Here is a 19,533-nt window from a genome sequence, read left to right as displayed (position 1 = left end):
CTCAGCCGACGATGTCGGGCGTGCGCCAGCCCAGGTGTTGGCCGGCGTCGACGGCGATCATCTGGCCGGTGACCGAGCGCGCCTGCGCCAGATAAAGCACCGCGTCGGCGATCTCGTCGGGGGAGACCCGATGGCCGAGCAGGGTGGCGGCTGCCTCCTGCTCCATCAGCGCGGGACCGTCATAGGCATTGGGAAAGGTCGGGCCGGGGCCGACCGCGTTGACGCGAATCCGTGGAGCGAGCGCCTGCGCCAGCGTCCGGGTTGCGGTGAGCAGCGCGGCCTTGGTCAAGGTGTAGGAATAATATTGCGGCGTCAGCTTCCAGACGCGCTGGTCGACGATATTGACGACCGCGCCGTTCATGCCCTCCGGCAGATGCTCGGCCAGGGCGCCGATCAGCAGCGAGGGCGCACGAAGGTTGATCGCGAACTGGCGGTCCCATGCCGCCACATCGAGCGAGCGGACGTCGTCATCGATGAAGCTGGCGGCGCTGTTGACGAGCAGCGTCACCGGCCCCAGCTCCCTCGCGGCTGCCGGAATCAGGGCTGCCGCGGCCTGCGAATCGGCGAGGTCCGCCGAAAGCGTGCAGCAGGAGGCTCCGGTGAGCCGAAGTTCTGCAGCGAGAGCTTCGGCCTCGCCGCGGCTGTCGCCGTGATGGATCGCGACGGCATAGCCGGCTTTCGCCAGTCCCGTGGCGATCGCGCGGCCGATTCGCCGGGCGCCGCCGGTGACCATAGCGACCTCAGTCATTGGAGGAGCGGGCCGGGTCGGCAGGCGTTACCGGGGCTTCAATGGCGGAGCGCCGCTGAAGCCGGCGTTCCCAGTGCTTGGCGACGCGCAGATAGCGATAGAAGGCGTAGTTCATCGCGGTCATGAAGCCGTAGACGCCGCGTAGCGCGTGGCGGCGCCCGATATAGGCTTTGAAGAAGTTCGCTGGGAATTCGGCGACCAGCCGAAATGCCGAGAGCGTCTCGCCGCGGGCATCGAGATCGTCGGCCTGCGCATCGCTATAGGCATTGAGCTTCTCCATCTGCTCGCCGAGGGAGCGGACCGAGAAGTGGTGGACCGTTCCCTTCAGGCGCCCGACCTTCGTGCCGGGCTGCAGGTCGACACGGTCATGCACCGGGGAGAGCGAGTATCGGCCCCAGCTCTTCCGATAGAGCCGCACGGGGGCGAGCGCATAGGCGAAGCGGTGTGGCGCTTTCTCGCCGGGGAATATCTCCGCGATTCTGATCTTGTAGGCATCGGCTGCTGGCCCGCGGGTGAAGAGCGCGGCGATCTCGGCGACGAGATCGGGAGGCAGCACCTCGTCGGCATCGAGGTTCAGGAGCCAATCATGGCGACATTGTTCTTCGGCGAAGCGCTTCTGCCGGCCGTAGCCCGGCCATGAATTGAAGATCACCCGGGCGCCGAGCGATTCTGCGAGGGCTTGCGTTCCATCGGTCGAACCGGAATCGACCACCACGATATCGTCGCTGAGCGCGCGGGCAGCCTCGATGGTGCGCCCGATCCGGTCCGCTTCGTTCTGCGCGATGATGAAAATCGAGAGGGGCGGCACGGTTTCGATCAATCCTTGTGATTTCAAGGCTTAAGCATGCCCAGTGCGGTGCGGCAAGGTTGGAACGGAGAGCGGGCCTGCACGCGCTAAAAATTGCCGGAACCTTGCGTGATCTCCCGCGTTTTTAGCCCCGATCAGCCGCGGTCAACGAGCCGGGTTTAGCGCTTTATTAGTATTCGATTTACCATTGATGTCGGGAGGAGCGTGGTTAACCTGGCTTTACCTATTTGCATGCAGTCATCGCATTCGTGCCGCATTTCTGCCGCGGTCTGCAATGCAGATGTGCTTCCAGTGCAACAGACAAAACCGCTGCCCCGTCTTATACAGGGTCCATCGAAATCACCTGCCGGCCCGTTGGCGCTGCGACGACTAAGGAGTTTATCATGAAGAAGTACCTGCTTGCGAGCGTTGCAGCGCTCGGCATCCTCGCCGCTGGCGCCGCCTCTGCCGCTGACCTGCCGTCGCGCAAGGGCCCGATCGCTGCCCCGATCTACGTCCCCGTCTTCACCTGGACCGGCTTCTACGTCGGTGCCAACGCCGGCTACGGCTGGGGCAACACGAGCACTAACAACCTCGGTCAGGTCGGCGATCTCGACGGCTTCATCGGTGGCGGCCAGGTCGGCTACAACTACCAGATCGGCCAGTTCGTGCTCGGCGCCGAAGCCGACTTCCAGGGCGCTGACCTGAGCTCCGGCGGCAACATTTTCGGCACGAGCGTCAAGACCGAGTACTTCGGTACCGTCCGCGCCCGTCTCGGCTGGGCCATCGATCGTTGGATGCCCTACGTCACCGGTGGTTGGGCCTACGGCAACGTGAAGACCTCGATCCCGAGCATCGGCTTCTCGTCCGACCGCACCCACACCGGCGGCTATGCCATCGGCGCGGGCCTCGAGTACGCCTTCACCAACAACCTGGTTGCCGGCGTCGAGTACCTCTACGTCGACCTCGGCGAGAAGAACATCATCAACAACATTGGCACCAGCAAGGTCGGCGCCGACTTCTCGGTCGTCCGCGCTCGCCTCAGCTACAAGTTCTGATCTCTCCTCCCGGAGACGGAACGAACCCGGTGGCCTCGGCCACCGGGTTTTTTGTTGTCTTGATGACGGGGGCCGCTGAGCCTCGGCGATAGAAAAAGCCGGCAGCTTTTGACTGCCGGCGGACCAGATTCGTGACGACGTCGGTATGCCCGACGCCGTGCTGCGCTCGCGCTGTTCAGCCTTTGAAGCGCGTCGTCTCGAAGGCGGGGACGCGGGCGGCGAAATCATCGAGCCAGGCGACCAGCTTCGGATGAGCAGCGCGCCATTTCCCCTCGAATCGCAGATCGAGATAGCCGAGCGCGCAGGCCAGCGCGATTTCGCCGATTCGAGGGCGATTCGGGAAAGCAGGCGGCGCGGCTTCCAGTGCGGCGAGTCCGCGGCCAACCTTGCCGTCCTGATGCGCCAGCCAGTTGGCATTGCGGCCTTCCTCTGCGCGGTAGCGCCCTTCGTAGACCTGAAGCAGGGCGGCATCGCAGATGCCGTCGGCCAAGGCCTGCAGGCGTAGCTGCTCAAAGCGCGCGTCGCCGGCCGGGATGATCTTTCCGCCGGCGATATGGTCGAGATAGTCGACGATGACGCGGGAATCGAACAGCGTCGTGCCGTCTTCCAGGATCAGCGTCGGGATCTTGCCGAGCGGATTCTGCTGGCGCAGCGGCTCGGAAGGATCGTTCGTATCGGCCGCGACGATCTCGATGCGGTCCGTGAGCTCGAGTTCGATAGCCGCCATCTTGACCTTGCGGCCGAAGGGCGAAGCGGGGGAGGAGCGCAGGACGAGCATCGACAAAACCCTTGCTGGGACGAGACGGAAGACGATCAGCCGTCGGAGCGGATCGGTTCGCAGAGATAGCGCGGCCGCGGCCCTTGCGCGAGACGTTCGGTCAGGGCCGGGAGAAGGATCTTCGCCTCTTCGGCAAGCCGCCATGGCGGATTGGCGATCAGCAGACCGGTTGCGCCGAGACCGCCGGCCGCCTCCGGGCGATCGACCTCGATCTCCAGCCGCAGCAACCGGGCGATGCCGGCATCGCGGACATCGTTCATGAGGGTTTCGACGCCCCCGCGGTCCTTGATCGGATACCAGAGCGCATAGATGCCGGTCGGCCATTTGCGATGGGCGGCGATGAATTGGGCGGCGAGCGTCGCGAACTCGTCCTTCTGCTCGAAGGGCGGGTCGATCAGGACGAGGCCGCGGCGTTCCTTCGGCGGGACATTGGCCCTGAGCGCCGTCCAGCCGTCGATGGCCAGGGCCTTGCAGCGCTTGTCCATTCCGACCGCCTCGACGAGCTTCTGATAGGTCGGCGGGTGGAGCTCGGCCGCGATCAGCCGGTCGTCGGGCCGCATGACGTGGCGACAGAACCAGGGCGAGCCGGGATAGGCGCCGGGGCCGTGGAGCGCGCGAATGCCGGCCAGCGCGGCACGGTAGGGGGCGAGCAATTCCTCTGCAGCGGGCGCGAGCGGCGATTGCTCGATTCGCGCCACTCCATCCTTCCATTCATGCGTCCTAAGCGCCTCCTCGGAACTCAGATCATAGCGCCCACTGCCGGCATGGGTGTCGATGATGCGATAAGGCGTCGGTTTGGCGGCAAGATGCAGCAGGATGCGGGTCAGCACGACATGCTTCAGCACATCGGCGAAGTTTCCGGCATGGAAGCCGTGGCGGTAATTCATGGAGCGTTCGTAGAGCAAGGCGCTCGCGCCCGAAAGCGGCAAAGCCCCTGAAGGCCGCAGCTTTCAGCGCGGCGCGACGACGGTGAACTCGCGGGCGCGGCAGCCGGAGCGATCGACCTCCTGGCAGCTGCGGAAATCGCGCAGGTCCTTGCTGAAGCAGATCCGGACCTCCTGCAGGACGCCGCGCTTGCAGGCGACGGACATCATGTCGGTGCGCAGGCCGGGATTGGCCGCGACGAAGGCCCGCTCGAGATCGATCGCGGTCCAGCTCTGATCGCGTTCGGCCCTGGCGAGCACCGGGGGGATCGTCACCTTGTCGCGGGCGCGTCGGACATCGCGAAAGTAATCGCTCGGGCTGGAGCCGCTGCAGGTGCCGTGCTTGCGCCACTCGTAGCGGGCAAGGCTTTCCGTAGGGAACAGGCCCTCCGCCTGTTCCAGCGCGATTCGCGAGGGCGAGCGGCCGGCGGGCCCGCATTCACTGGGATAGCCGCGCTCGTTCTGCGGCCAGAGCCCATGCACGACGAAGCGCAGATTGCTGCCTTCGCCGCATTGCTCGCGGTTGCGCGAGCGGTCGCCGTCGAGTTCGCAGAACCCGGGCGACCAGGACAGCGCCAGAACATAGAAGTCGAAATCGCCCGGCGTGCCGCCGCGCTGGCCGAAGCCTTGCGCGCAAGCCGCTCCGCCGAGGCAGAACAGCGACAGAGCTGCAAGCGCAAGGCGCTTCATCATCGCGCGATGGGCAGATCTTACGGCCGCGCCATCTTGCAGTCGGGCGCATAGGCCCGGTTGCGGTCCAGGCCGCTGACGCACCAGTTGACGTTCCAGGTCAGCCCGAAGAGGCCGAGATTCTCGCGCACGGAATAATCGACGCGATGGAAGGTGCCATCATTGAGCAGGATGCGGCCGCTGCAGAAGCGCCGCGGGATGAAGTCGTCGCCCCAGGAGCGGAAGCCGATTTCCCCGATGCGATCATAGGAGACGGCCTGGAGCGGTCCCCAGAACTTGGCTTCGCGGGAATTGAACCAGCTCGTCAGCTCGCCGAGGACGGCCGGGTCCTCGCAGGCCGGCAGGTTGCCGTACATCGGGATGATGCGCGCTTCGGCCCGGTCGGCGGGATGGACGTAGCGGCGGCTGCTCGCGCCGGCCGCGAAGGCGGTCAGGCAAGCGAGGGAGACAAGGGCGGTTCGCAGCAGAGCGCGGCGCATGGAATCAGGCCTCGTACAGGAGGGCGAATATAGATGGCACGATGGCGATGCCGCGGTCAGGGGTCAAGAAAAGATGCTTCTCGTCGCTGTTGCGGAGCACTCGGCGGGCTTTGCGGCCACAGTCGCGTTGTCATGCGAGCCGGTCAGAGCATCTCGTCGGAAGCCATGCTGGCGCGTTCATCCGGCTTCCGACAGATTGTCTGCAGATATGGGGAGACGCCATGACGAACTGCTTCGACGATCCGGCGGCGCGCATCGATGATGCAGGCTTGCTGCGCGGCCATATCGGCCCGGTCCATCCGCTGGCGACCGGCAAGGTCCTGAAAAAGCTCGATCAGTTCTGCCGAGACTTCATCGCGCTTTCGCCGTTCCTCGTGCTGGCGAGCTGCGATGCGGATGGGAATGCGGATGCGAGCCCGCGTGGCGACGGCCCCGGCTTCGTGCGCGTGCTCGACGAGCGGACCCTGCTGATTCCGGACCGGCGCGGCAACAACCGCGTCGACTCGCTCGGCAACATCGTGTCGGCGCCGGGCGTCGGGCTGGTGTTCATGGTGCCGGGCATTCCCGAGACTCTGCGCGTCAACGGCAAGGGCCGGGCGACGCGCGATTCCGATTTGCTGGCGCCGTCCGCGATGCTGGAACGCCCGCCCGTCACCGGGCTCATCGTCGAGGTCGAGGAAACCTTCTTCCATTGCGGCAAGGCGTTGATCCGCTCGAAGCTGTGGGATCAGGCCTCGCAGGTGCCTCGCAACAGCTTCCCGACGCTCGGCCGGATCATCGCCGACCAGACCAAGGCGGTCGATGGCGACGAGGCCGATCGCAATCTCGAGGAAGGTTATCGCACGCGCCTCTACTGAGAGGCGCGTGCCGTCAGAACGACGCTTCGAGCATGGCGGCATAATCGGCCGCCGTGGCCGCGCGCGGGTTGGTCGCGCTCGAATGGTCGAGCGTCGCCGCCTCGGCGATGGCCGGCACGACACGGCGTGGCAAACCCATGGCCGAGAGGCTGCCGGGCATGCCGAGCCGGGCGACCAGACTGGCAATCCATTCTGCGAGGTCGGCATCGGGGGCAAGGCCGAGGACGCGCCGGATTTCGGCATATTTCGCCTCGGCCGCCGGCGCGTTGAAGCGCAGCACGGCGGGCAGCAGCACGGCGTTCAGCGTGCCGTGATGCAGCGAGACCTCCTTCAGCCCGCCGAGCGGATGGGAGAGGGCATGGACAGCGCCGAGCCCTTTCTGGAAGGTCATGCCGCCCTGTAGAGCGGCCATCATCATCTCCTTGCGGGCCTCGCGGTCCGAGCCGTCCTTAACGGCGCGCTCGATATGGTCGACGGCGCGCTTCAGCCCGTCGAGGGCGATGGCTTCGGCCGGCGGGTTCTCGCGCGGGCTGAGATAGGTCTCGATGCAATGGGTGACGGCGTCCATGCCGGTGGCCGCGGTGAGCCAAGCGGGCAGCCCCATCGTCAGCTCGGGGTCGCAGATGGCCAGGCGCGGGATCAGGTACGGTGCGATGAAGCCGAGCTTGCGCCCGTCCTTCAGGGTGATCAGCGCGGCGCGGCCGACCTCGCTGCCGGTGCCTGAGGTCGTCGGGATCGCGATGACGGGGGCGACCTTGGCGGTGACCCTCGGGATGCCGCCGAGGATCGCGGCGTAGGTTTCGAGCGGGCCGTCATGGGTGGCGAGCAGCGCCACGCCCTTGGCGAGATCGATCGGAGAGCCGCCGCCGATCGCGACGACACCATCGCAGCCATGCTGGCGGTAGAGCACGAGCGCCGCCTCGACAGCCTCCTCGGTGGGATTCGTGGGCGTATCGACGAAGACCGGGGCGGATCGCAAGGCGGTGGCATGTCTCTGCACGGCCTCGACAAGCCCGGCCGCAAGGATACCCTTGTCCGCAACAATCATCGGCCTGGTGATGCCGAGCCCGGAGAGATCGGCCTCGATGCCAGCGACCTCGCCGAAGCCGAACTTGATCGTCGTGAGATAGGTGATCAGCGCCATGTCGTGCCTCCCGCCGGCCTTTTCCGCAGGGCAGCTTTGTCGCCCGGCCGGGCGGAGGATGCCAGCCCGCAGGCGTGAGCCCGGCGCAGATCACCCCGGCTCGAAAAGAGTGACGATCTCGAGCGCGGTATCGCTCAGCGCTCGGCTGCAGGGTTCGGCGACCGGCCGGACCTATGCCGCTGGAACACCGTCCCGAACTGCCAGATAGCAAAGGCGAACAAGGCGAGGCCGACCAGCAAGCGATTGCGGGCCGAGGCCGACAGATTGCCGACGGTGTCGTCATAGGACAGCATCGTCCTGCCTTCGGTCGTGGCCTCGTAGATCAAGCCCCTGTCGGGATCGACGAGGAAGTGCAATGGCTGGCCCCAGCGGATGCGATCGGTATTCTCGACCACAGGGTGCGCGCCGGCGAATAGGTCTTGAGCGGGTGGCCGGTGGCGACGAGCGCGATGCGCTGGGTGCGGTAGCTGCCCTGGTTGCGGCCTGTGCCTTCCTGGACGAGCGGCGTATCGATCGAGATCGGACCGACATGGCCCGCGACCGAGAGCTGCTCGCGCGGCAACGGAAACCGCGCCCAGGCCGTGGCCGCAATATAGAGGCCGACGGCAGTGGCCACCACGCCCAGCGTCATGAGCCAGAGGTCGGATGGCTTCCGTTCCGTGGCCCTGCTCCGTTTCGCGTCAACCCTGCTCGATGGTAACAGCTTCCTGTCGGGCCTTGTAGGCGGCGCCGGACGTGCGCCTTTCCAGGACAAGCAGTGCGAGACCTGCCGCGACGATCAGGGCGGCCCCGCACAGCATCGCAGGTGTCGGCCAGTCGCCGAAGATGAACCAGCCGAAGACCAGCGCCCAGACGATCAGCGTGTATTGATAGGGCACGACGACCGAGGCTTCGGCGAGCTTGAGCGAGCGCGTGACACAGATATGCGCGGTCATCGCGATGATGCCGAGCAGGCCGAGCAGGGCGGCGTCCTTCAGGCTCGGCGTCACCCAGCCGAAGGGCAGCAGCGCCAACCCCATGAGTAGCGCGCCGAGAGTCTGCCACGCCACCAGCGTCACGTCCGGCGTGCCGCGCAGCTGTCGGCCGGCGATCATCATCGAGGCGAAGAAGAAGCTGCCGAGCACGGCGATCAACGCTGGCATCGACAGGCTCGCGCCGCTTGGGGCGAGGGCAACGGCAACACCGGTAAAGCCGAGGGCAACGGCAAGCCAGCGCCGCCCGTCGACGCGTTCGCCAAGCAGGAGCGCCGCTAGGATGACGACCCAGACCGGGGCGGCGAGCCAGATCGTCATGGCGTCGGCAAGCGGCAGGTAGGTCACGGCGAGATAGAACAGCGCGACCTCGGCCGAGCCGAAGAGAACGCGCAGCGCCTGCAATCGGGGGCGCTCCGGGCGCAGTGTCCGCTGCACACCCTGCTTGAACACGAAGGGCATGATGACGAGGAGCGCCGCAATGCTACGCAATACGAGCACCTGCCCGACCGTGTAGGTGGCGACCAGCCATTTGCCCATGACGTCGTTGAGCGAAAACAGCAGCATGCCGATGAGCATCATGGCGATGCCGGCGAGCGAGGCGTTGCGGGCGGTCATGGCGAGCTGTCGGTTTTCATGGCGCGCCACCACTGGCCAACTCATGGTTGCGAAGCAAGCCCGCCTGGCAGCATGGCAGGGCCGCGTTTTTGATTTAAGTATTTACTTAATTAAGTGAGTTTGAAAATTATAGCGCATGGATCCCTTCGCCGCCCTTGCCGACCCCACGCGCCGCAGCATCGTCGAGATGCTGGGCGAAGGCGCGCTTTCCGCCGGGGAGATCGGCGCGCGCTTCAGTGCGAGCGCGCCGGCGATCTCGCAGCATCTCAAGGTGTTGCGGGAGACGGGGCTGGTGACGGTCGAAGTCAGGGGCCAGCAGCGGATCTACCGGCTCGATCCGGCTGGGCTCGATGCCTTCGATGCCTGGCTGCGTCGGGTCCGGCGCTTCTGGGGGCATCACCTCGATCTGCTGGAACAGGAACTCGCGAAGCCCGGGACGGGCGAGGGAGAAACGCGATGAGCGAATATGGCGTTGTGCTGGAAAGCGGGGCGGTGCGTTTCGAGCGCCTGCTGCCCGGGCCGGTCGAACGTGTCTGGGCCTATATCACCGAGTCGGAGAAGCGCGGGCGCTGGCTCGCTTCCGGGCCCTTCGATCTGCGTGTCGGCGGGCGCACCCAGATGCTGTTCAAGCATTCGCAGATCACGGACGAGGCGCCGCCCGAGGCCTATCGCGAGATGCACGAGAACGGCTGGCCCTCGACCGGGACGATCACCCGCTACGAACCGCCGCGTCTCATCGCCTTCACCTGGGGCGGCGGGGACGAGCCGGAATCCGAGGTGGAATTCGCTCTCTCGCCGCAGGGCGACAAGGTCCTGCTGGTGCTGACCCATCGCAAGCTCGGCAGCAAGGCGGAGATGACCAGCGTTTCCGGCGGCTGGCACATGCATCTCGGCCTGCTGGAGGACCTGCTCACGGGCAGCCCGAGGCGCGGATTCTGGTCGCGCCACCAGAAGTTGGAGGCGGACTATGCGGCGCGCTATGCCGATCTGCCGGAACAGGGCGGTTCGGCCTGAGACCTACAGGCTCGCCGCCGCCCGTGCCGCCTGGTCGTACTGGCCGGAGAGGGAGCGCATCGCGGCGGCGATCTCCGACAGCCGCTCGGAATCTGCGCCGCTGGCCCGGACGGATTTGACCAGAAGCTGCTCGCGGATCTGGGCATAGCGCCGGCAGGCCTCCTCGCCGGCCGGAGTGACCTCCACGGTCTTCTCCTTGCCCTTGCGCCCGCCCTTGAGCAGCTTCAGCCGCTCCAGCTTCTTCAGCGAATAGTTCACCAGATGCGTGTCCTCGATGTTGAGGACAAGGCAGATATCGGCGAGCCGCTTCGGCTTGCTGCGATGATTGACGTTGTGCAGGACAAGGACGTCGAGCGGCGACAGGTCCGGCACCCCGGCGGCCGCCATGCAGCGGATCATCCAGCGCTGGAAAGCGTGCACCGTCATGCTCAGCGCGAACTCGAACTCCGACAGCGCCGGCAAGGCGCCCGCGGCAAGGTGGCCGGAGGAGACGATCGGACCGAGGTGGTCGGGGGCGGGAGAGGTCATCGCGCTCCATTATCCTGAATAAAAACGCGCGGTCATCCCGGACAAGCCGCGATAGCGGCGCCGATCCGGGACCCATGCCTGAACCGTTCCGGCATGGATCCCGGGTCTCCCTCCGGTCGCCCGTGATGACCGCTATCTCGATTTGACCTGTGGCGAGTTGGCCCGCCTCACATCTTCTTATAGGCGTCGACGATCGCCTGGCCATCGGCGCCGGCCTTCTTCAGCCAGTCGGCGGTCAGGGTGTCGCCGGCCTTCTTGAAGCCCGCGGCCAGTTCGGGCGAGGGCGCCTGTACCTTCATGCCCTTGGCCTTGAGCTGGTCGAGATACCAGCCGGCCTTCTCCTGCCACATCTTCCAGCCGCGCTCCTCGGCAGCGGCGGCAGATTTCAGGATTGCGTCCTGCGTCGCCTGGTCGAGGGCGTTGAAGGCCGCCTTGTTGACGAAGGTGGCATCCTTCGGGATCCAGGCCTGCGTGTCGTAGAAATGCGTCAGCGACTCCCAGACCTTGGAATCGTAGCCGGTGCCGCCGGACGACATGAACGAGTTGACGACGCCGGTCGCCAGCGCCTGCGGCAGCTCGGCCGCCTGGATCGTCACGGACTGCATGCCGAGCAATTCGCCGAGGCGGGCGGTGCCGACATTGTAGGAGCGCCACTTCAGCCCCTTCATGTCCTCGATCGTGTTGATGTCCTTCTTGGCGTAGACGCCCTGCGGTGCCCAGGGGACCATGAAGAGCAGCTTGATACCCTGTGAATCGAGCTTCTTCTCGATCGCGGCCTTGGAGGCTGTGTAGAGCTTGCGCGAGTCGGCGAAGCTCGTGGCCAGGAAGGGCACGACGTCGATGCCGTAGACCGGATCCTCGTTCTCATGGATCGACATCAGGATCTCGCCCATCTGGGCCTGGCCGGTCTGGACGGCGCGCTTGATCTCCGGCGCCTTGAACAGCGCGGCATTGGCGTGGACCGTGATCGACAGCTTGCCGCCGGTGGCCGCCTCGACATCCTTGGCGAAGAGGACGAGGTTTTCCGTGTGCGGGTTATCCGCCGGATAGGCGTTGGGCAGGTTCCACTTGGTCTGAGCCGCCGCGCCGAGCGATCCGAAAGCGAGCGCCCCGGCGGCGACGCCGGCGACGAGAAGGCCCTTGATGAAGTCCTTGCGATGCATGGTCTTGTCTCCGTTCCCTTGGTTTTGATGCGGTATCATTGAGGCGGAAAGGCCATCTGGGGCAAGACCATCACGATCTGCGGGAAGATGGTGATGATCGCGACGGCGGCGACCAGCAGGAAGAAGAACGGCAGCGCCGCCAGCGCGACCGTATTCGAATCCTTGCCGGACATGGTCTGCAGGACGAAGAGGTTGAAGCCGACCGGCGGCGAGACCTCGGCCATCTCGACGATCAGCACGAGAAAGATGCCGAACCAGACCAGATCGAAGCCGGCGGTCTTGATCATCGGGATGACGATCGCGGTGGTCAGCACGATCATCGAGATGCCGTCGAGCGCCGTGCCGAGCACGATGTACATCACCGTCAACGCCGCGATCAGCGCGTAGGGCGAGAGGTGCAGGCTGTCGACCCAGGCGGCCAGCGCCGCCGGAATGCCGGTATAGGCCATCGAGGTCGACATGAAGGAGGCGCCAGCCAGGATCAGCATGATCATGCAGGTGATGCGGGTCGTGCCCATCACGCTCTGCCAGAACGCCTCCCTGGTCAGCGTGCCCGACCACCAGGCGATGCCGAAGGAGCCGAGCACGCCCCAGGCGGCGCATTCCGTCGCGGTCGCCCAGCCGAGCAGCAGCGACAGGAAGACGAGGAGGATGAGCAGCATGCAGGGGACGAGCTGCGCCGATTCCCGCAGCTTCTCGCGCAGGCTCATCTTCGGCTCTGGCGGCGGCGACTGGCTGGGGTTCAGCATGTGCCAGATGGCGATGTAGCCGGAATAGAGCACCATCACGAGCAGGCCCGGCAGGAAGCCGGCGAGGAAGATCTGGATGATCGAGACGTTGGCCGCCACCGCATAGACCACCATGGTGATCGAGGGCGGGATCAGGATGCCGAGCGTGCCGGCGCCGGCCAGCGAGCCCAGCGCGACCTTCTCGTTGTAGCCGCGCTTCTTCAGCTCCGGCAGGGCGATCTTGGCGACGGTGGCGCAGGTCGCGGCCGAGGAGCCGGAAACCGAGCCGAAGATGCCGCAGGCGAGCACGTTGACGTGCATCAGCCGGCCCGGCAGCCAGTTGAGCCAGGGCGCGAGGCCGCGAAACATCTCCTCGGAGAGCTTCGTGCGGTAGAGGATCTCGCCCATCCAGATGAAGAGCGGCAGCGCGGCCAGCGTCCAGGAGGCGCTGTTGCCCCAGATCGTCGTGGCCAGCACGGAGCCGGCCGGGATGCCGCCGCCGACGAACTGCATCGCCACCCAGCCGCAGGCCATCAGCGAGATGGCGATCCAGACGCCGCCGGCCAGGAAGACGACGAGCAGCAGGAGCAGAAGCCCGGATATCTCGATCATCGCCATGGCGTTACACTCCGCTCGCCATGGCGCGCTCGACGATTTCCTCGTCGGATTGCGCGGGCGGCTTCTCGTAGCGCGGCTCCTGGCCGCGGATCACGACATGGACGAACTCGTCCGCCATCGCGATGAAGAGGATGACGAGGCCGCCGGAATAGCCGAGCTGCGGAATCCAGAGCGGCATCGGCACGACGCCGCCGGCGATGTCGTTGAACTCCCAGGACTGCCAGGTCATCACTGCGGCATGCCAGGCGAAGAAGCCGGAGAAGCCGAGGCCGAGCACCAGCGAGAACACCTCGAAGAACCAGCGCTTGCGGCCCTTGAAATGGTCGATCAGCAATCCGACGCGGATCATGTCGCCGGATTTGAAGGTGTGCGCGAGCCCGAGAAAGGCCATCGCCGCCATACACCAAGAGGTGAAATCGTCGCCGGCGGGGATGTTGAGGCCGATCTCGCGGCCGATCGACATCAGCATCATCAGCACGAAGATCAGGATGAGGAAGACCCCGGCCGCGTAGCCGGCCCAGAGGTAGAGCGCGTCGAGCGTGCGGCGAATCATGGCGCGCGCCGCTCCCGCCGGTGAGTGGCGCATGAGCGCCCGATTGCCAGGACTGCTCGCATCGTCGCATTCTCCGCTTTCGTGCCGGCCCGGCCCCTCAGCCATGTTCCAGCCACAATCGGGATGGTAGCCGCCGAAATTGTCTTGTCAATAACTCATCGACGATTTATCGATAAAACGTCAGCGTGACCCGTCGCTGGCATGACGGTGGGGAGAACGTCTGATGTCGGCGGCGTGTTGGGACTTCTGGATCGATCGCGGCGGCACCTTCACCGACGTGATCGGACGTGATCCGGCTGGCAATCTCCATGCCAGGAAGCTGCTCTCCGAAAATCCCGGCGCTTATCGCGACGCGGCCGTTCAGGGAATCCGCGACCTGCTCGGTCTGAAGGCGGGCGAGGCGATCCCTGCCGGTGCGGTCGGCGAGGTCAGGATGGGCACGACCGTCGCCACCAATGCGCTGCTGGAGCGCAAGGGCGACCGCACGCTGCTCGTCACCACCAAGGGTTTCCGCGACGCGCTGCGCATCGGCTACCAGGCGCGGCCCGACATCTTCGCCAAGGAGATCGTCAAGCCGGAGCAGCTCTATGAAGACGTGCTGGAAGTCGAGGAGCGTGTGCTCGCCGACGGCACGATCGAGCACGCGCTTGACGAGGCGACGGTCCGCGCGGCGCTGCAGGCGCAGTACGATGCCGGTTTTCGCGCCGTCGCCATCGTCTTCATGCACGGCTATCGCTATGCGGCGCATGAGCAGGCGGCGGCGCGCATCGCCCGCGAGATCGGCTTTCCGCAGGTGTCCGTCAGCCATGAGGTCTCGCCGCTGATCAAGCTGGTCGGGCGTGGCGACACCGCCGTGGTCGATGCCTATCTCTCGCCGATCCTTGGCCGCTATGTGCAGCAGGTTTCGGAGGAACTCGATGTCGCCCGCACCGGCGCGCGACTGATGTTCATGATGTCCTCGGGCGGTCTCACCGCCGCCGAGCTGTTCCAGGGCAAGGATGCGATCCTGTCGGGCCCTGCCGGCGGCGTCGTCGGTCTTGCCGAGACCGGCCGCTCGGCCGGCTTCGCCGAGGTGATCGGCTTCGATATGGGAGGGACCTCGACCGACGTCGCGCATTTCGACGGCGAGTATGAGCGCGCCTTCGAGACCGAGGTCGCCGGCGTGCGCATGCGCGCGCCGATGATGCTGATCCATACGGTCGCGGCCGGCGGCGGCTCCATTCTCCACTATGACGGCGCGCGCTTCCGCGTCGGCCCGGATTCGGCCGGCGCCAATCCCGGTCCGGCCGCCTATCGCCGCGGCGGGCCGCTCGCGGTGACCGACGCCAACGTCATGGTCGGCAAGCTGATCCCGTCCTATTTCCCGGCGATCTTCGGGCCGAAGCAGGATGCGCCGCTCGACGTCGAGACGGTGCGGGCCAAGTTTGCGACGCTTGCGGCGGAGGTCGGTGACGGCCGCTCGGCCGAGGAGGTCGCGGACGGCTTCATCCAGATCGCGGTCGCCAACATGGCCGAGGCGATCAAGAAGATCTCGGTCCAGCGCGGCTACGACATCACCCGCTATGCGCTGAATTCCTTCGGCGGTGCCGGCGGGCAGCATGCCTGCCTCGTCGCCGATGCGCTCGGCATCAAGACGGTGCTGCTGCATCCCTTCTCCGGGCTGCTCTCGGCCTATGGCATGGGCCTCGCCGAAATCCGCTCGACGCGGACGGCGGCGCTGGATGTCCCGCTCGATGGCGAGGCGAAAGCAGCGATCGAGGCCGTGGCCGGGAAGCTCGCTGCCGAGACCCGTTCGGAGGTCGCGGGGCAGGGTGTGGCCGCGGGCGACATCGCCATCCATACCAGAGCCCATATCCGTTACGCCGGCACCGACACCGCGATCGCGGTCCCGGCTGGGACACGGGCTGCGATGCAGGAGGCCTTCCAGACTGCGCACAAGGCGCGCTTCGGCTTCATGGACGAGACCAAGGCGCTGGTCGTCGAAGCGGTCGAGGTCGAGGCGGTCGGTGGCGGCGCCAAGTTCGAGGAGGCCTCAGTCGCGGAAGAGGCTGGCGAGCCGGCGATCGCCGAGCGCACGCGGCTGTTCTCCAAGGGCGAATGGCACGATGCCGCCATCGTCCGGCGCGAAGCGATCAGGCCCGGCCAGAGCGTCGCGGGGCCGGCAATCATCATCGAACCCAACCAGACCGTCGTCGTCGAGGATGGCTGGAGCGCCAAACTCACGGCCAAGGACCATCTCGTCCTCGTGCGTAGCAAGGCGTTGGTGCAGCTGGCGGCGATCGGCACCAAGGCCGATCCGGTGATGCTCGAGATCTTCAACAACCTGTTCATGTCGATCGCCGAGCAGATGGGCGTGACGCTGCAGAACACCGCCTATTCCGTGAACATCAAGGAGCGGCTCGACTTCTCCTGCGCAGTGTTCGACCAGACCAGCGCGCTCGTCGCCAATGCGCCGCACATGCCGGTGCATCTCGGCTCGATGGATCGTTCGGTCGAGACGGTGATCGCCAACAATCCGGTCATCAAGCCGGGCGACGTCTATTGCCTCAACGCGCCCTATAATGGCGGCACGCATCTGCCGGATATCACGGTCTGCACGCCGGTCTTCGATGCCGAGGACAGGGACATCCTGTTCTGGGTGGCGAGCCGCGGCCACCATGCCGATGTCGGCGGCACGGCGCCGGGCTCGATGTCGCCGCTGGCGACGAACATCGAGGAAGAGGGCGTCTATATCGACAACTTCAAGATCGTCGATCAGGGCCGCTTCTGCGAGGAAGACCTCGTCAAGCTCCTGACCGGGGCGCGCTATCCGGTGCGCAACGTCGTGCAGAACGTCAACGACCTGAAGGCGCAGATCGCCGCCAACGAGAAGGGCGTGGCGGAGCTGAAGAAGATGATCGGCTCCTTCGGCCTCGATGTCGTGCAGGCCTATATGGGCCACGTGCAGGACAATGCGGCCGAGAGCGTGGCGCGGCTTTTGACCAAGCTGCACGATTCCGAATTCACCTACCCGATGGACCAGGGCTGCGCGATCAAGGTGAAGATCACCATCGACCGCGAGAAGCGCGAGGCAACGGTCGATTTCACCGGCACCTCCGAGCAGCGGCCGGACAATTTCAACGCGCCGGCGCCCGTCACCCGCGCCGCCGTGCTCTATGTCTTCCGCGTCATGGTCGACGATGCCATCCCTATGAACGCCGGCTGCCTCAGGCCGATCAAAATCGTCGTGCCGGAGGGCTCGATGCTGGCACCGCGCTATCCGGCGGCCGTCGTCGCGGGCAATGTCGAGGTGTCGCAGGCGGTGACGAACACGCTGTTCGGGGCGCTCCAGGCGATGTCCTGCTCGCAGGGCACGATGAACAACCTCACCTTCGGCAACGACCAGTATCAGTATTACGAGACGATCTGCTCGGGCTCGCCGGCGGGGCCGGGCTTCAACGGCACGTCGGGCGTGCATGTCCACATGACCAATTCGCGGCTCACCGATCCGGAGATACTGGAGACGCGCTTCCCCGTCGTGCTGGAGGATTTCCACATCCGCGCCGGTTCCGGCGGCAAGGGCGAATGGACGGCGGGCGACGGCACCAGCCGCACCATCCGTTTTCTCAAGACGATGGATTGCGCGATCCTCGCCTCGCACCGGAAGGTGAGGCCCTTCGGCGTGAAGGGCGGCGAGCCCGGCCAGCTCGGCAAGACGCTGGTGCGCAGGCTTTCCGGCGCGATCGAGGAGCTGAAGCCGTCCGACCAGACGCTGCTGCAGGCCGGGGAAGCGGTGACGGTGATCACGCCGACGGCCGGGGGCTATGGAAAAGCCGAGGGTTGAGGCTTAGCTCCGTCTCTCGACCATGGAGACGGACATGCCCCAGACCTGGATGATCACCGGTGCCAATCGCGGCATCGGGCTCGCGCTCACCAACGCATTGCTGCGGCGAGGCGACCATGTCGTCGCCGCGGCGCGCAACCCCCGGGGCGGGGCGCTGGGCGATCTCGCAGCCGAACATGCCGGGGCGCTGACGCCGCTCGAACTCGATGTCACCTCCGACAAGAGCGTGGCGGCCGCCAAGAACGCGCTGGCGGGGCGCCCGGTGGATGTTCTCCTCAACAATGCCGGCCTCTACGGCCCGCGCGACCGGCAGAGCGGGCTCGATGTCGATTTCGACGAATGGCGCGAGGTCTTCGAGGTCAATGTCTATTCTCCGGTGCGGGTCGCGCAGGCCTTCCTACCCAATATAGAGGCCGGGCAGGCGCGCAAGATCGCGACGATCTCCAGCCGCATGGGCTCGATCGCCGCCAATCCCGGCAATGCGCTGATCTATCGCTCGTCGAAAGCTGCGGTGAACATGGCGATGGTCGTGTTCGGCAACGCGGTGCGCGAGCGCAATGTCAGCGTGCTGCTGTTCCATCCGGGCTGGGTCCAGACCGACATGGGCGGCGGCGGGGCCGACATCACCCCTGCCGAAAGCGCAGGCGGGCTGATCCTCACCATCGACGCCTCCGGCATGGCCGAGACCAACAGCTTCCGCGACTACACGGGCGAAAAGATCGCCTGGTAAGGGCGGCGTCTGCTCAACTCGCCCGCGTCGAGGCGAGCCAGAGGCCGCCGCCGACCAACAGGCCGCCGCTGAACTTCGACAGAAGCCGGACGCGCCGCTGCGAGAGCAGATGGCCGGCGCGGCCGGACAGCACGGCATAGGCGCTGTCGCTGAGCGCGGCGAAGGCCAGCGCGGTCGCGCCCATGATCGCGATCTGGGTTACGTGGTCGCGCGCCGGGTCGAGGAACTGCGGGAAGAAGGCACCGAAGAACAGCAGCGTCTTGGGGTTGCTGAGCGCTACCAGCGCGCCCTGCAGGAAGAAGCCGCCGCGCGGCGCCTTGGTCGGGGCGCTGCCGTCGAGGTCTGCGCCGGCTGAACGGAACATCTTCCAGCCCAGCCAGATCAGGTAGGCGGCGCCCGCCAGCCGCAGCCACTCGAACCAGTGACCGAGCGCTGCGATGACGGAGCTGAGGCCGATGCCGGCGACGACGACCATGATCGCGAGGCCGGCCTGGGTTCCTGCCACGTTGAGGAGGCCAGCGCGGGTACCGTGCTTCAGGCTGTTGGCGATGATCAGCGTGACCGTCGGACCGGGAACGATGATGATGACGATGCAGGCGAGCAGATAGGCGGCATAGACTTCGAGCGACATGGCGCGGGCCTCCGGGTGTATCGCCTAGTGATCTGCCGATGCCGAACGGGTGTCCAGTCCCTTCGCAGTCGCCGAAACGAGAGGTTCGCGATGGGTGATGCCAGCTTTGCCGTGCGGCCGTTGACGCCGGAGCGCTGGGGCGATCTGGAGGACCTCTTCGGCCCGCAGGGCCCCTGCTATGGCTGCTGGTGCAACCATTTCCGCATGCCGCAGCGCCTGCGCAAGCCTCTGCTCGGCGAGGGAGCGCGCCGGCTGTTCGAGGAGCGGGTGCGGGACGGGCCGCCGCCGGGCGTGCTGGCCTATGCGGAGGACAAGGCCGTGGGCTGGCTGCAGATTGGCCCGCGGGCGCATATCCCTGAATGGAACAATCCGCGCCGCGCCTCGACGCCGCTGCCGGACGCGGCGGCCGAGGACATCAGCAATTGGGCGGCTTCCTGCTTCTTCGTGCGCAGGGGATTTCGCGGCAAGGGCGTCACCGGCGCGCTGGTTGATGGAGCCGTTGCGTTCGCGAGGGACAGCGGCGCGCGGCTGATCGAGGCGGCTGCCATGGATAACCAGGACAAGCGCAGCGCGGAGGGGCTCTATGTCGGGCCGGAAAGCGTGTTCCTGCGCGCGGGCTTCGTCGAGGTGGCCCGGCAGAAGCCGGGGCGGCCGCTACTCAGGCTGATACTGTAGGCAGAACGGGTTTCGCT

At 66.3% G+C, this 19,533-nt stretch carries 22 protein-coding genes; 7 read left to right on the top strand and 15 right to left on the bottom strand.

Features of this window, described 5'->3' with window-relative positions; translation table 11 throughout:
* Position 1: 1 nt before the first annotated feature.
* Entirely contained in the window at positions 2-748 is a 747-nt protein-coding gene (locus NWE53_RS10980; protein ID WP_265054335.1) for an SDR family oxidoreductase, read from the bottom strand.
* A complete protein-coding gene (locus tag NWE53_RS10975) occupies positions 741-1,556 on the bottom strand; it encodes a glycosyltransferase family 2 protein (RefSeq protein ID WP_265054334.1) in 816 nt (271 codons plus the stop codon). Before NWE53_RS10975 ends, NWE53_RS10980 begins: the two co-directional genes overlap by 8 nt.
* Before the next feature lie 383 nt (positions 1,557-1,939).
* Here NWE53_RS10975 and NWE53_RS10970 point away from each other — a divergent pair, with 383 nt between their 5' ends.
* The gene (locus NWE53_RS10970; protein WP_265054333.1) at positions 1,940-2,593 is read left to right on the top strand and encodes an outer membrane protein; all 654 of its coding nucleotides are present in this window, start codon (positions 1,940-1,942) and stop codon (positions 2,591-2,593) included.
* 175 nt (positions 2,594-2,768) lie between these two features.
* On the opposite strand, the gene NWE53_RS10965 is transcribed toward NWE53_RS10970, so the two are convergent.
* The 4 genes from NWE53_RS10965 to NWE53_RS10950 all read right to left on the bottom strand — a co-directional run bounded on the left by NWE53_RS10965 (position 2,769) and on the right by NWE53_RS10950 (position 5,463).
* Positions 2,769-3,371, bottom strand: coding sequence for a glutathione S-transferase (locus NWE53_RS10965; protein WP_265054332.1), 603 nt, complete (start codon positions 3,369-3,371; stop codon positions 2,769-2,771).
* A gap of 35 nt (positions 3,372-3,406) precedes the next feature.
* Entirely contained in the window at positions 3,407-4,258 is an 852-nt protein-coding gene (locus tag NWE53_RS10960) for a 23S rRNA (adenine(2030)-N(6))-methyltransferase RlmJ (protein WP_265054331.1), read from the bottom strand.
* 63 nt (positions 4,259-4,321) lie between these two features.
* On the bottom strand, positions 4,322-4,984 hold the full coding sequence (locus tag NWE53_RS10955; RefSeq protein ID WP_265054877.1) for a ribonuclease T2 family protein: 663 nt from the start codon (positions 4,982-4,984) through the stop codon (positions 4,322-4,324).
* Between the two features lie 20 nt (positions 4,985-5,004).
* Positions 5,005-5,463 carry a hypothetical protein gene (locus tag NWE53_RS10950; protein ID WP_265054330.1) on the bottom strand — a complete coding sequence of 153 codons (459 nt, stop codon included), beginning with the start codon at positions 5,461-5,463 and terminating at the stop codon, positions 5,005-5,007.
* 221 nt (positions 5,464-5,684) lie between these two features.
* Here NWE53_RS10950 and NWE53_RS10945 point away from each other — a divergent pair, with 221 nt between their 5' ends.
* Positions 5,685-6,320, top strand: coding sequence for a pyridoxamine 5'-phosphate oxidase family protein (locus NWE53_RS10945; RefSeq protein ID WP_265054329.1), 636 nt, complete (start codon positions 5,685-5,687; stop codon positions 6,318-6,320).
* A 13-nt stretch (positions 6,321-6,333) separates the two neighbouring features.
* Here NWE53_RS10945 and NWE53_RS10940 read toward each other — a convergent pair whose 3' ends face one another.
* The 4 genes from NWE53_RS10940 to NWE53_RS10925 all read right to left on the bottom strand — a co-directional run bounded on the left by NWE53_RS10940 (position 6,334) and on the right by NWE53_RS10925 (position 9,053).
* Positions 6,334-7,464, bottom strand: coding sequence for an iron-containing alcohol dehydrogenase (locus NWE53_RS10940; RefSeq protein WP_265054328.1), 1,131 nt, complete (start codon positions 7,462-7,464; stop codon positions 6,334-6,336).
* Between the two features lie 134 nt (positions 7,465-7,598).
* Positions 7,599-7,790 (bottom strand): hypothetical protein, encoded by a 192-nt coding sequence (locus NWE53_RS10935; RefSeq protein ID WP_265054327.1) that lies wholly within the window; start codon positions 7,788-7,790, stop codon positions 7,599-7,601.
* Positions 7,787-8,095: a hypothetical protein gene (locus tag NWE53_RS10930; protein ID WP_265054326.1), complete on the bottom strand. Its 309-nt coding sequence runs from the start codon at positions 8,093-8,095 to the stop codon at positions 7,787-7,789. Before NWE53_RS10930 ends, NWE53_RS10935 begins: the two co-directional genes overlap by 4 nt.
* Before the next feature lie 49 nt (positions 8,096-8,144).
* Entirely contained in the window at positions 8,145-9,053 is a 909-nt protein-coding gene (locus tag NWE53_RS10925) for a DMT family transporter (RefSeq protein ID WP_265054325.1), read from the bottom strand.
* Between the two features lie 136 nt (positions 9,054-9,189).
* Between NWE53_RS10925 and NWE53_RS10920 the strand changes: the two genes are divergently transcribed.
* Positions 9,190-9,513, top strand: coding sequence for an ArsR/SmtB family transcription factor (locus NWE53_RS10920; RefSeq protein WP_265054324.1), 324 nt, complete (start codon positions 9,190-9,192; stop codon positions 9,511-9,513).
* Positions 9,510-10,067, top strand: coding sequence for an SRPBCC family protein (locus NWE53_RS10915; protein ID WP_265054323.1), 558 nt, complete (start codon positions 9,510-9,512; stop codon positions 10,065-10,067). Before NWE53_RS10920 ends, NWE53_RS10915 begins: the two co-directional genes overlap by 4 nt.
* A gap of 3 nt (positions 10,068-10,070) precedes the next feature.
* Here NWE53_RS10915 and NWE53_RS10910 read toward each other — a convergent pair whose 3' ends face one another.
* The 4 genes from NWE53_RS10910 to NWE53_RS10895 all read right to left on the bottom strand — a co-directional run bounded on the left by NWE53_RS10910 (position 10,071) and on the right by NWE53_RS10895 (position 13,657).
* On the bottom strand, positions 10,071-10,595 hold the full coding sequence (locus tag NWE53_RS10910; RefSeq protein WP_265054322.1) for a winged helix DNA-binding protein: 525 nt from the start codon (positions 10,593-10,595) through the stop codon (positions 10,071-10,073).
* A gap of 167 nt (positions 10,596-10,762) precedes the next feature.
* On the bottom strand, positions 10,763-11,758 hold the full coding sequence (locus NWE53_RS10905) for a TRAP transporter substrate-binding protein (protein WP_265054321.1): 996 nt from the start codon (positions 11,756-11,758) through the stop codon (positions 10,763-10,765).
* A gap of 35 nt (positions 11,759-11,793) precedes the next feature.
* Positions 11,794-13,104 (bottom strand): TRAP transporter large permease, encoded by a 1,311-nt coding sequence (locus NWE53_RS10900; RefSeq protein ID WP_265054320.1) that lies wholly within the window; start codon positions 13,102-13,104, stop codon positions 11,794-11,796.
* A gap of 4 nt (positions 13,105-13,108) precedes the next feature.
* Positions 13,109-13,657, bottom strand: coding sequence for a TRAP transporter small permease (locus tag NWE53_RS10895; protein ID WP_265054319.1), 549 nt, complete (start codon positions 13,655-13,657; stop codon positions 13,109-13,111).
* Between the two features lie 223 nt (positions 13,658-13,880).
* Here NWE53_RS10895 and NWE53_RS10890 point away from each other — a divergent pair, with 223 nt between their 5' ends.
* Positions 13,881-17,480, top strand: a complete 3,600-nt coding sequence (locus tag NWE53_RS10890) for a hydantoinase B/oxoprolinase family protein (protein ID WP_265054318.1) — start codon at positions 13,881-13,883, stop codon at positions 17,478-17,480.
* A gap of 34 nt (positions 17,481-17,514) precedes the next feature.
* Positions 17,515-18,210 carry an SDR family oxidoreductase gene (locus NWE53_RS10885; RefSeq protein ID WP_265054317.1) on the top strand — a complete coding sequence of 232 codons (696 nt, stop codon included), beginning with the start codon at positions 17,515-17,517 and terminating at the stop codon, positions 18,208-18,210.
* Between the two features lie 13 nt (positions 18,211-18,223).
* Here NWE53_RS10885 and NWE53_RS10880 read toward each other — a convergent pair whose 3' ends face one another.
* A complete protein-coding gene (locus tag NWE53_RS10880; protein ID WP_265054316.1) occupies positions 18,224-18,841 on the bottom strand; it encodes a LysE family translocator in 618 nt (205 codons plus the stop codon).
* Between the two features lie 90 nt (positions 18,842-18,931).
* Here NWE53_RS10880 and NWE53_RS10875 point away from each other — a divergent pair, with 90 nt between their 5' ends.
* Positions 18,932-19,516, top strand: a complete 585-nt coding sequence (locus NWE53_RS10875; RefSeq protein ID WP_265054315.1) for a GNAT family N-acetyltransferase — start codon at positions 18,932-18,934, stop codon at positions 19,514-19,516.
* Positions 19,517-19,533 lie beyond the last annotated feature (17 nt).

The organism is Bosea sp. NBC_00550 (assembly GCF_026020075.1).
Classification (GTDB): Bacteria; Pseudomonadota; Alphaproteobacteria; order Rhizobiales; family Beijerinckiaceae; genus Allobosea.
Note: the sequence above shows the minus strand (reverse complement) of the source record. Positions and strands in the feature narration are given on the sequence as shown.

Excerpts from the sequence above, each read along its gene's own strand:
- NWE53_RS10905 (WP_265054321.1), bottom strand. The coding sequence starts at position 11,758 with ATGCATCGCAAGGACTTCATCAAGGGCCTTCTCGTCGCCGGCGTCGCC.
- NWE53_RS10950 (WP_265054330.1), bottom strand. The coding sequence starts at position 5,463 with ATGCGCCGCGCTCTGCTGCGAACCGCCCTTGTCTCCCTCGCTTGCCTG.
- NWE53_RS10915 (WP_265054323.1), top strand. The coding sequence starts at position 9,510 with ATGAGCGAATATGGCGTTGTGCTGGAAAGCGGGGCGGTGCGTTTCGAG.
- NWE53_RS10925 (WP_265054325.1), bottom strand. The coding sequence starts at position 9,053 with ATGACCGCCCGCAACGCCTCGCTCGCCGGCATCGCCATGATGCTCATC.
- NWE53_RS10885 (WP_265054317.1), top strand. The coding sequence starts at position 17,515 with ATGCCCCAGACCTGGATGATCACCGGTGCCAATCGCGGCATCGGGCTC.
- NWE53_RS10960 (WP_265054331.1), bottom strand. The coding sequence starts at position 4,258 with ATGAATTACCGCCACGGCTTCCATGCCGGAAACTTCGCCGATGTGCTG.
- NWE53_RS10930 (WP_265054326.1), bottom strand. The coding sequence starts at position 8,095 with ATGACGCTGGGCGTGGTGGCCACTGCCGTCGGCCTCTATATTGCGGCC.
- NWE53_RS10895 (WP_265054319.1), bottom strand. The coding sequence starts at position 13,657 with ATGATTCGCCGCACGCTCGACGCGCTCTACCTCTGGGCCGGCTACGCG.
- NWE53_RS10970 (WP_265054333.1), top strand. The coding sequence starts at position 1,940 with ATGAAGAAGTACCTGCTTGCGAGCGTTGCAGCGCTCGGCATCCTCGCC.
- NWE53_RS10945 (WP_265054329.1), top strand. The coding sequence starts at position 5,685 with ATGACGAACTGCTTCGACGATCCGGCGGCGCGCATCGATGATGCAGGC.
- NWE53_RS10880 (WP_265054316.1), bottom strand. The coding sequence starts at position 18,841 with ATGTCGCTCGAAGTCTATGCCGCCTATCTGCTCGCCTGCATCGTCATC.
- NWE53_RS10875 (WP_265054315.1), top strand. The coding sequence starts at position 18,932 with ATGGGTGATGCCAGCTTTGCCGTGCGGCCGTTGACGCCGGAGCGCTGG.
- NWE53_RS10940 (WP_265054328.1), bottom strand. The coding sequence starts at position 7,464 with ATGGCGCTGATCACCTATCTCACGACGATCAAGTTCGGCTTCGGCGAG.
- NWE53_RS10920 (WP_265054324.1), top strand. The coding sequence starts at position 9,190 with ATGGATCCCTTCGCCGCCCTTGCCGACCCCACGCGCCGCAGCATCGTC.
- NWE53_RS10980 (WP_265054335.1), bottom strand. The coding sequence starts at position 748 with ATGACTGAGGTCGCTATGGTCACCGGCGGCGCCCGGCGAATCGGCCGC.
- NWE53_RS10910 (WP_265054322.1), bottom strand. The coding sequence starts at position 10,595 with ATGACCTCTCCCGCCCCCGACCACCTCGGTCCGATCGTCTCCTCCGGC.
- NWE53_RS10890 (WP_265054318.1), top strand. The coding sequence starts at position 13,881 with ATGTCGGCGGCGTGTTGGGACTTCTGGATCGATCGCGGCGGCACCTTC.
- NWE53_RS10900 (WP_265054320.1), bottom strand. The coding sequence starts at position 13,104 with ATGGCGATGATCGAGATATCCGGGCTTCTGCTCCTGCTGCTCGTCGTC.
- NWE53_RS10965 (WP_265054332.1), bottom strand. The coding sequence starts at position 3,371 with ATGCTCGTCCTGCGCTCCTCCCCCGCTTCGCCCTTCGGCCGCAAGGTC.
- NWE53_RS10955 (WP_265054877.1), bottom strand. The coding sequence starts at position 4,984 with ATGAAGCGCCTTGCGCTTGCAGCTCTGTCGCTGTTCTGCCTCGGCGGA.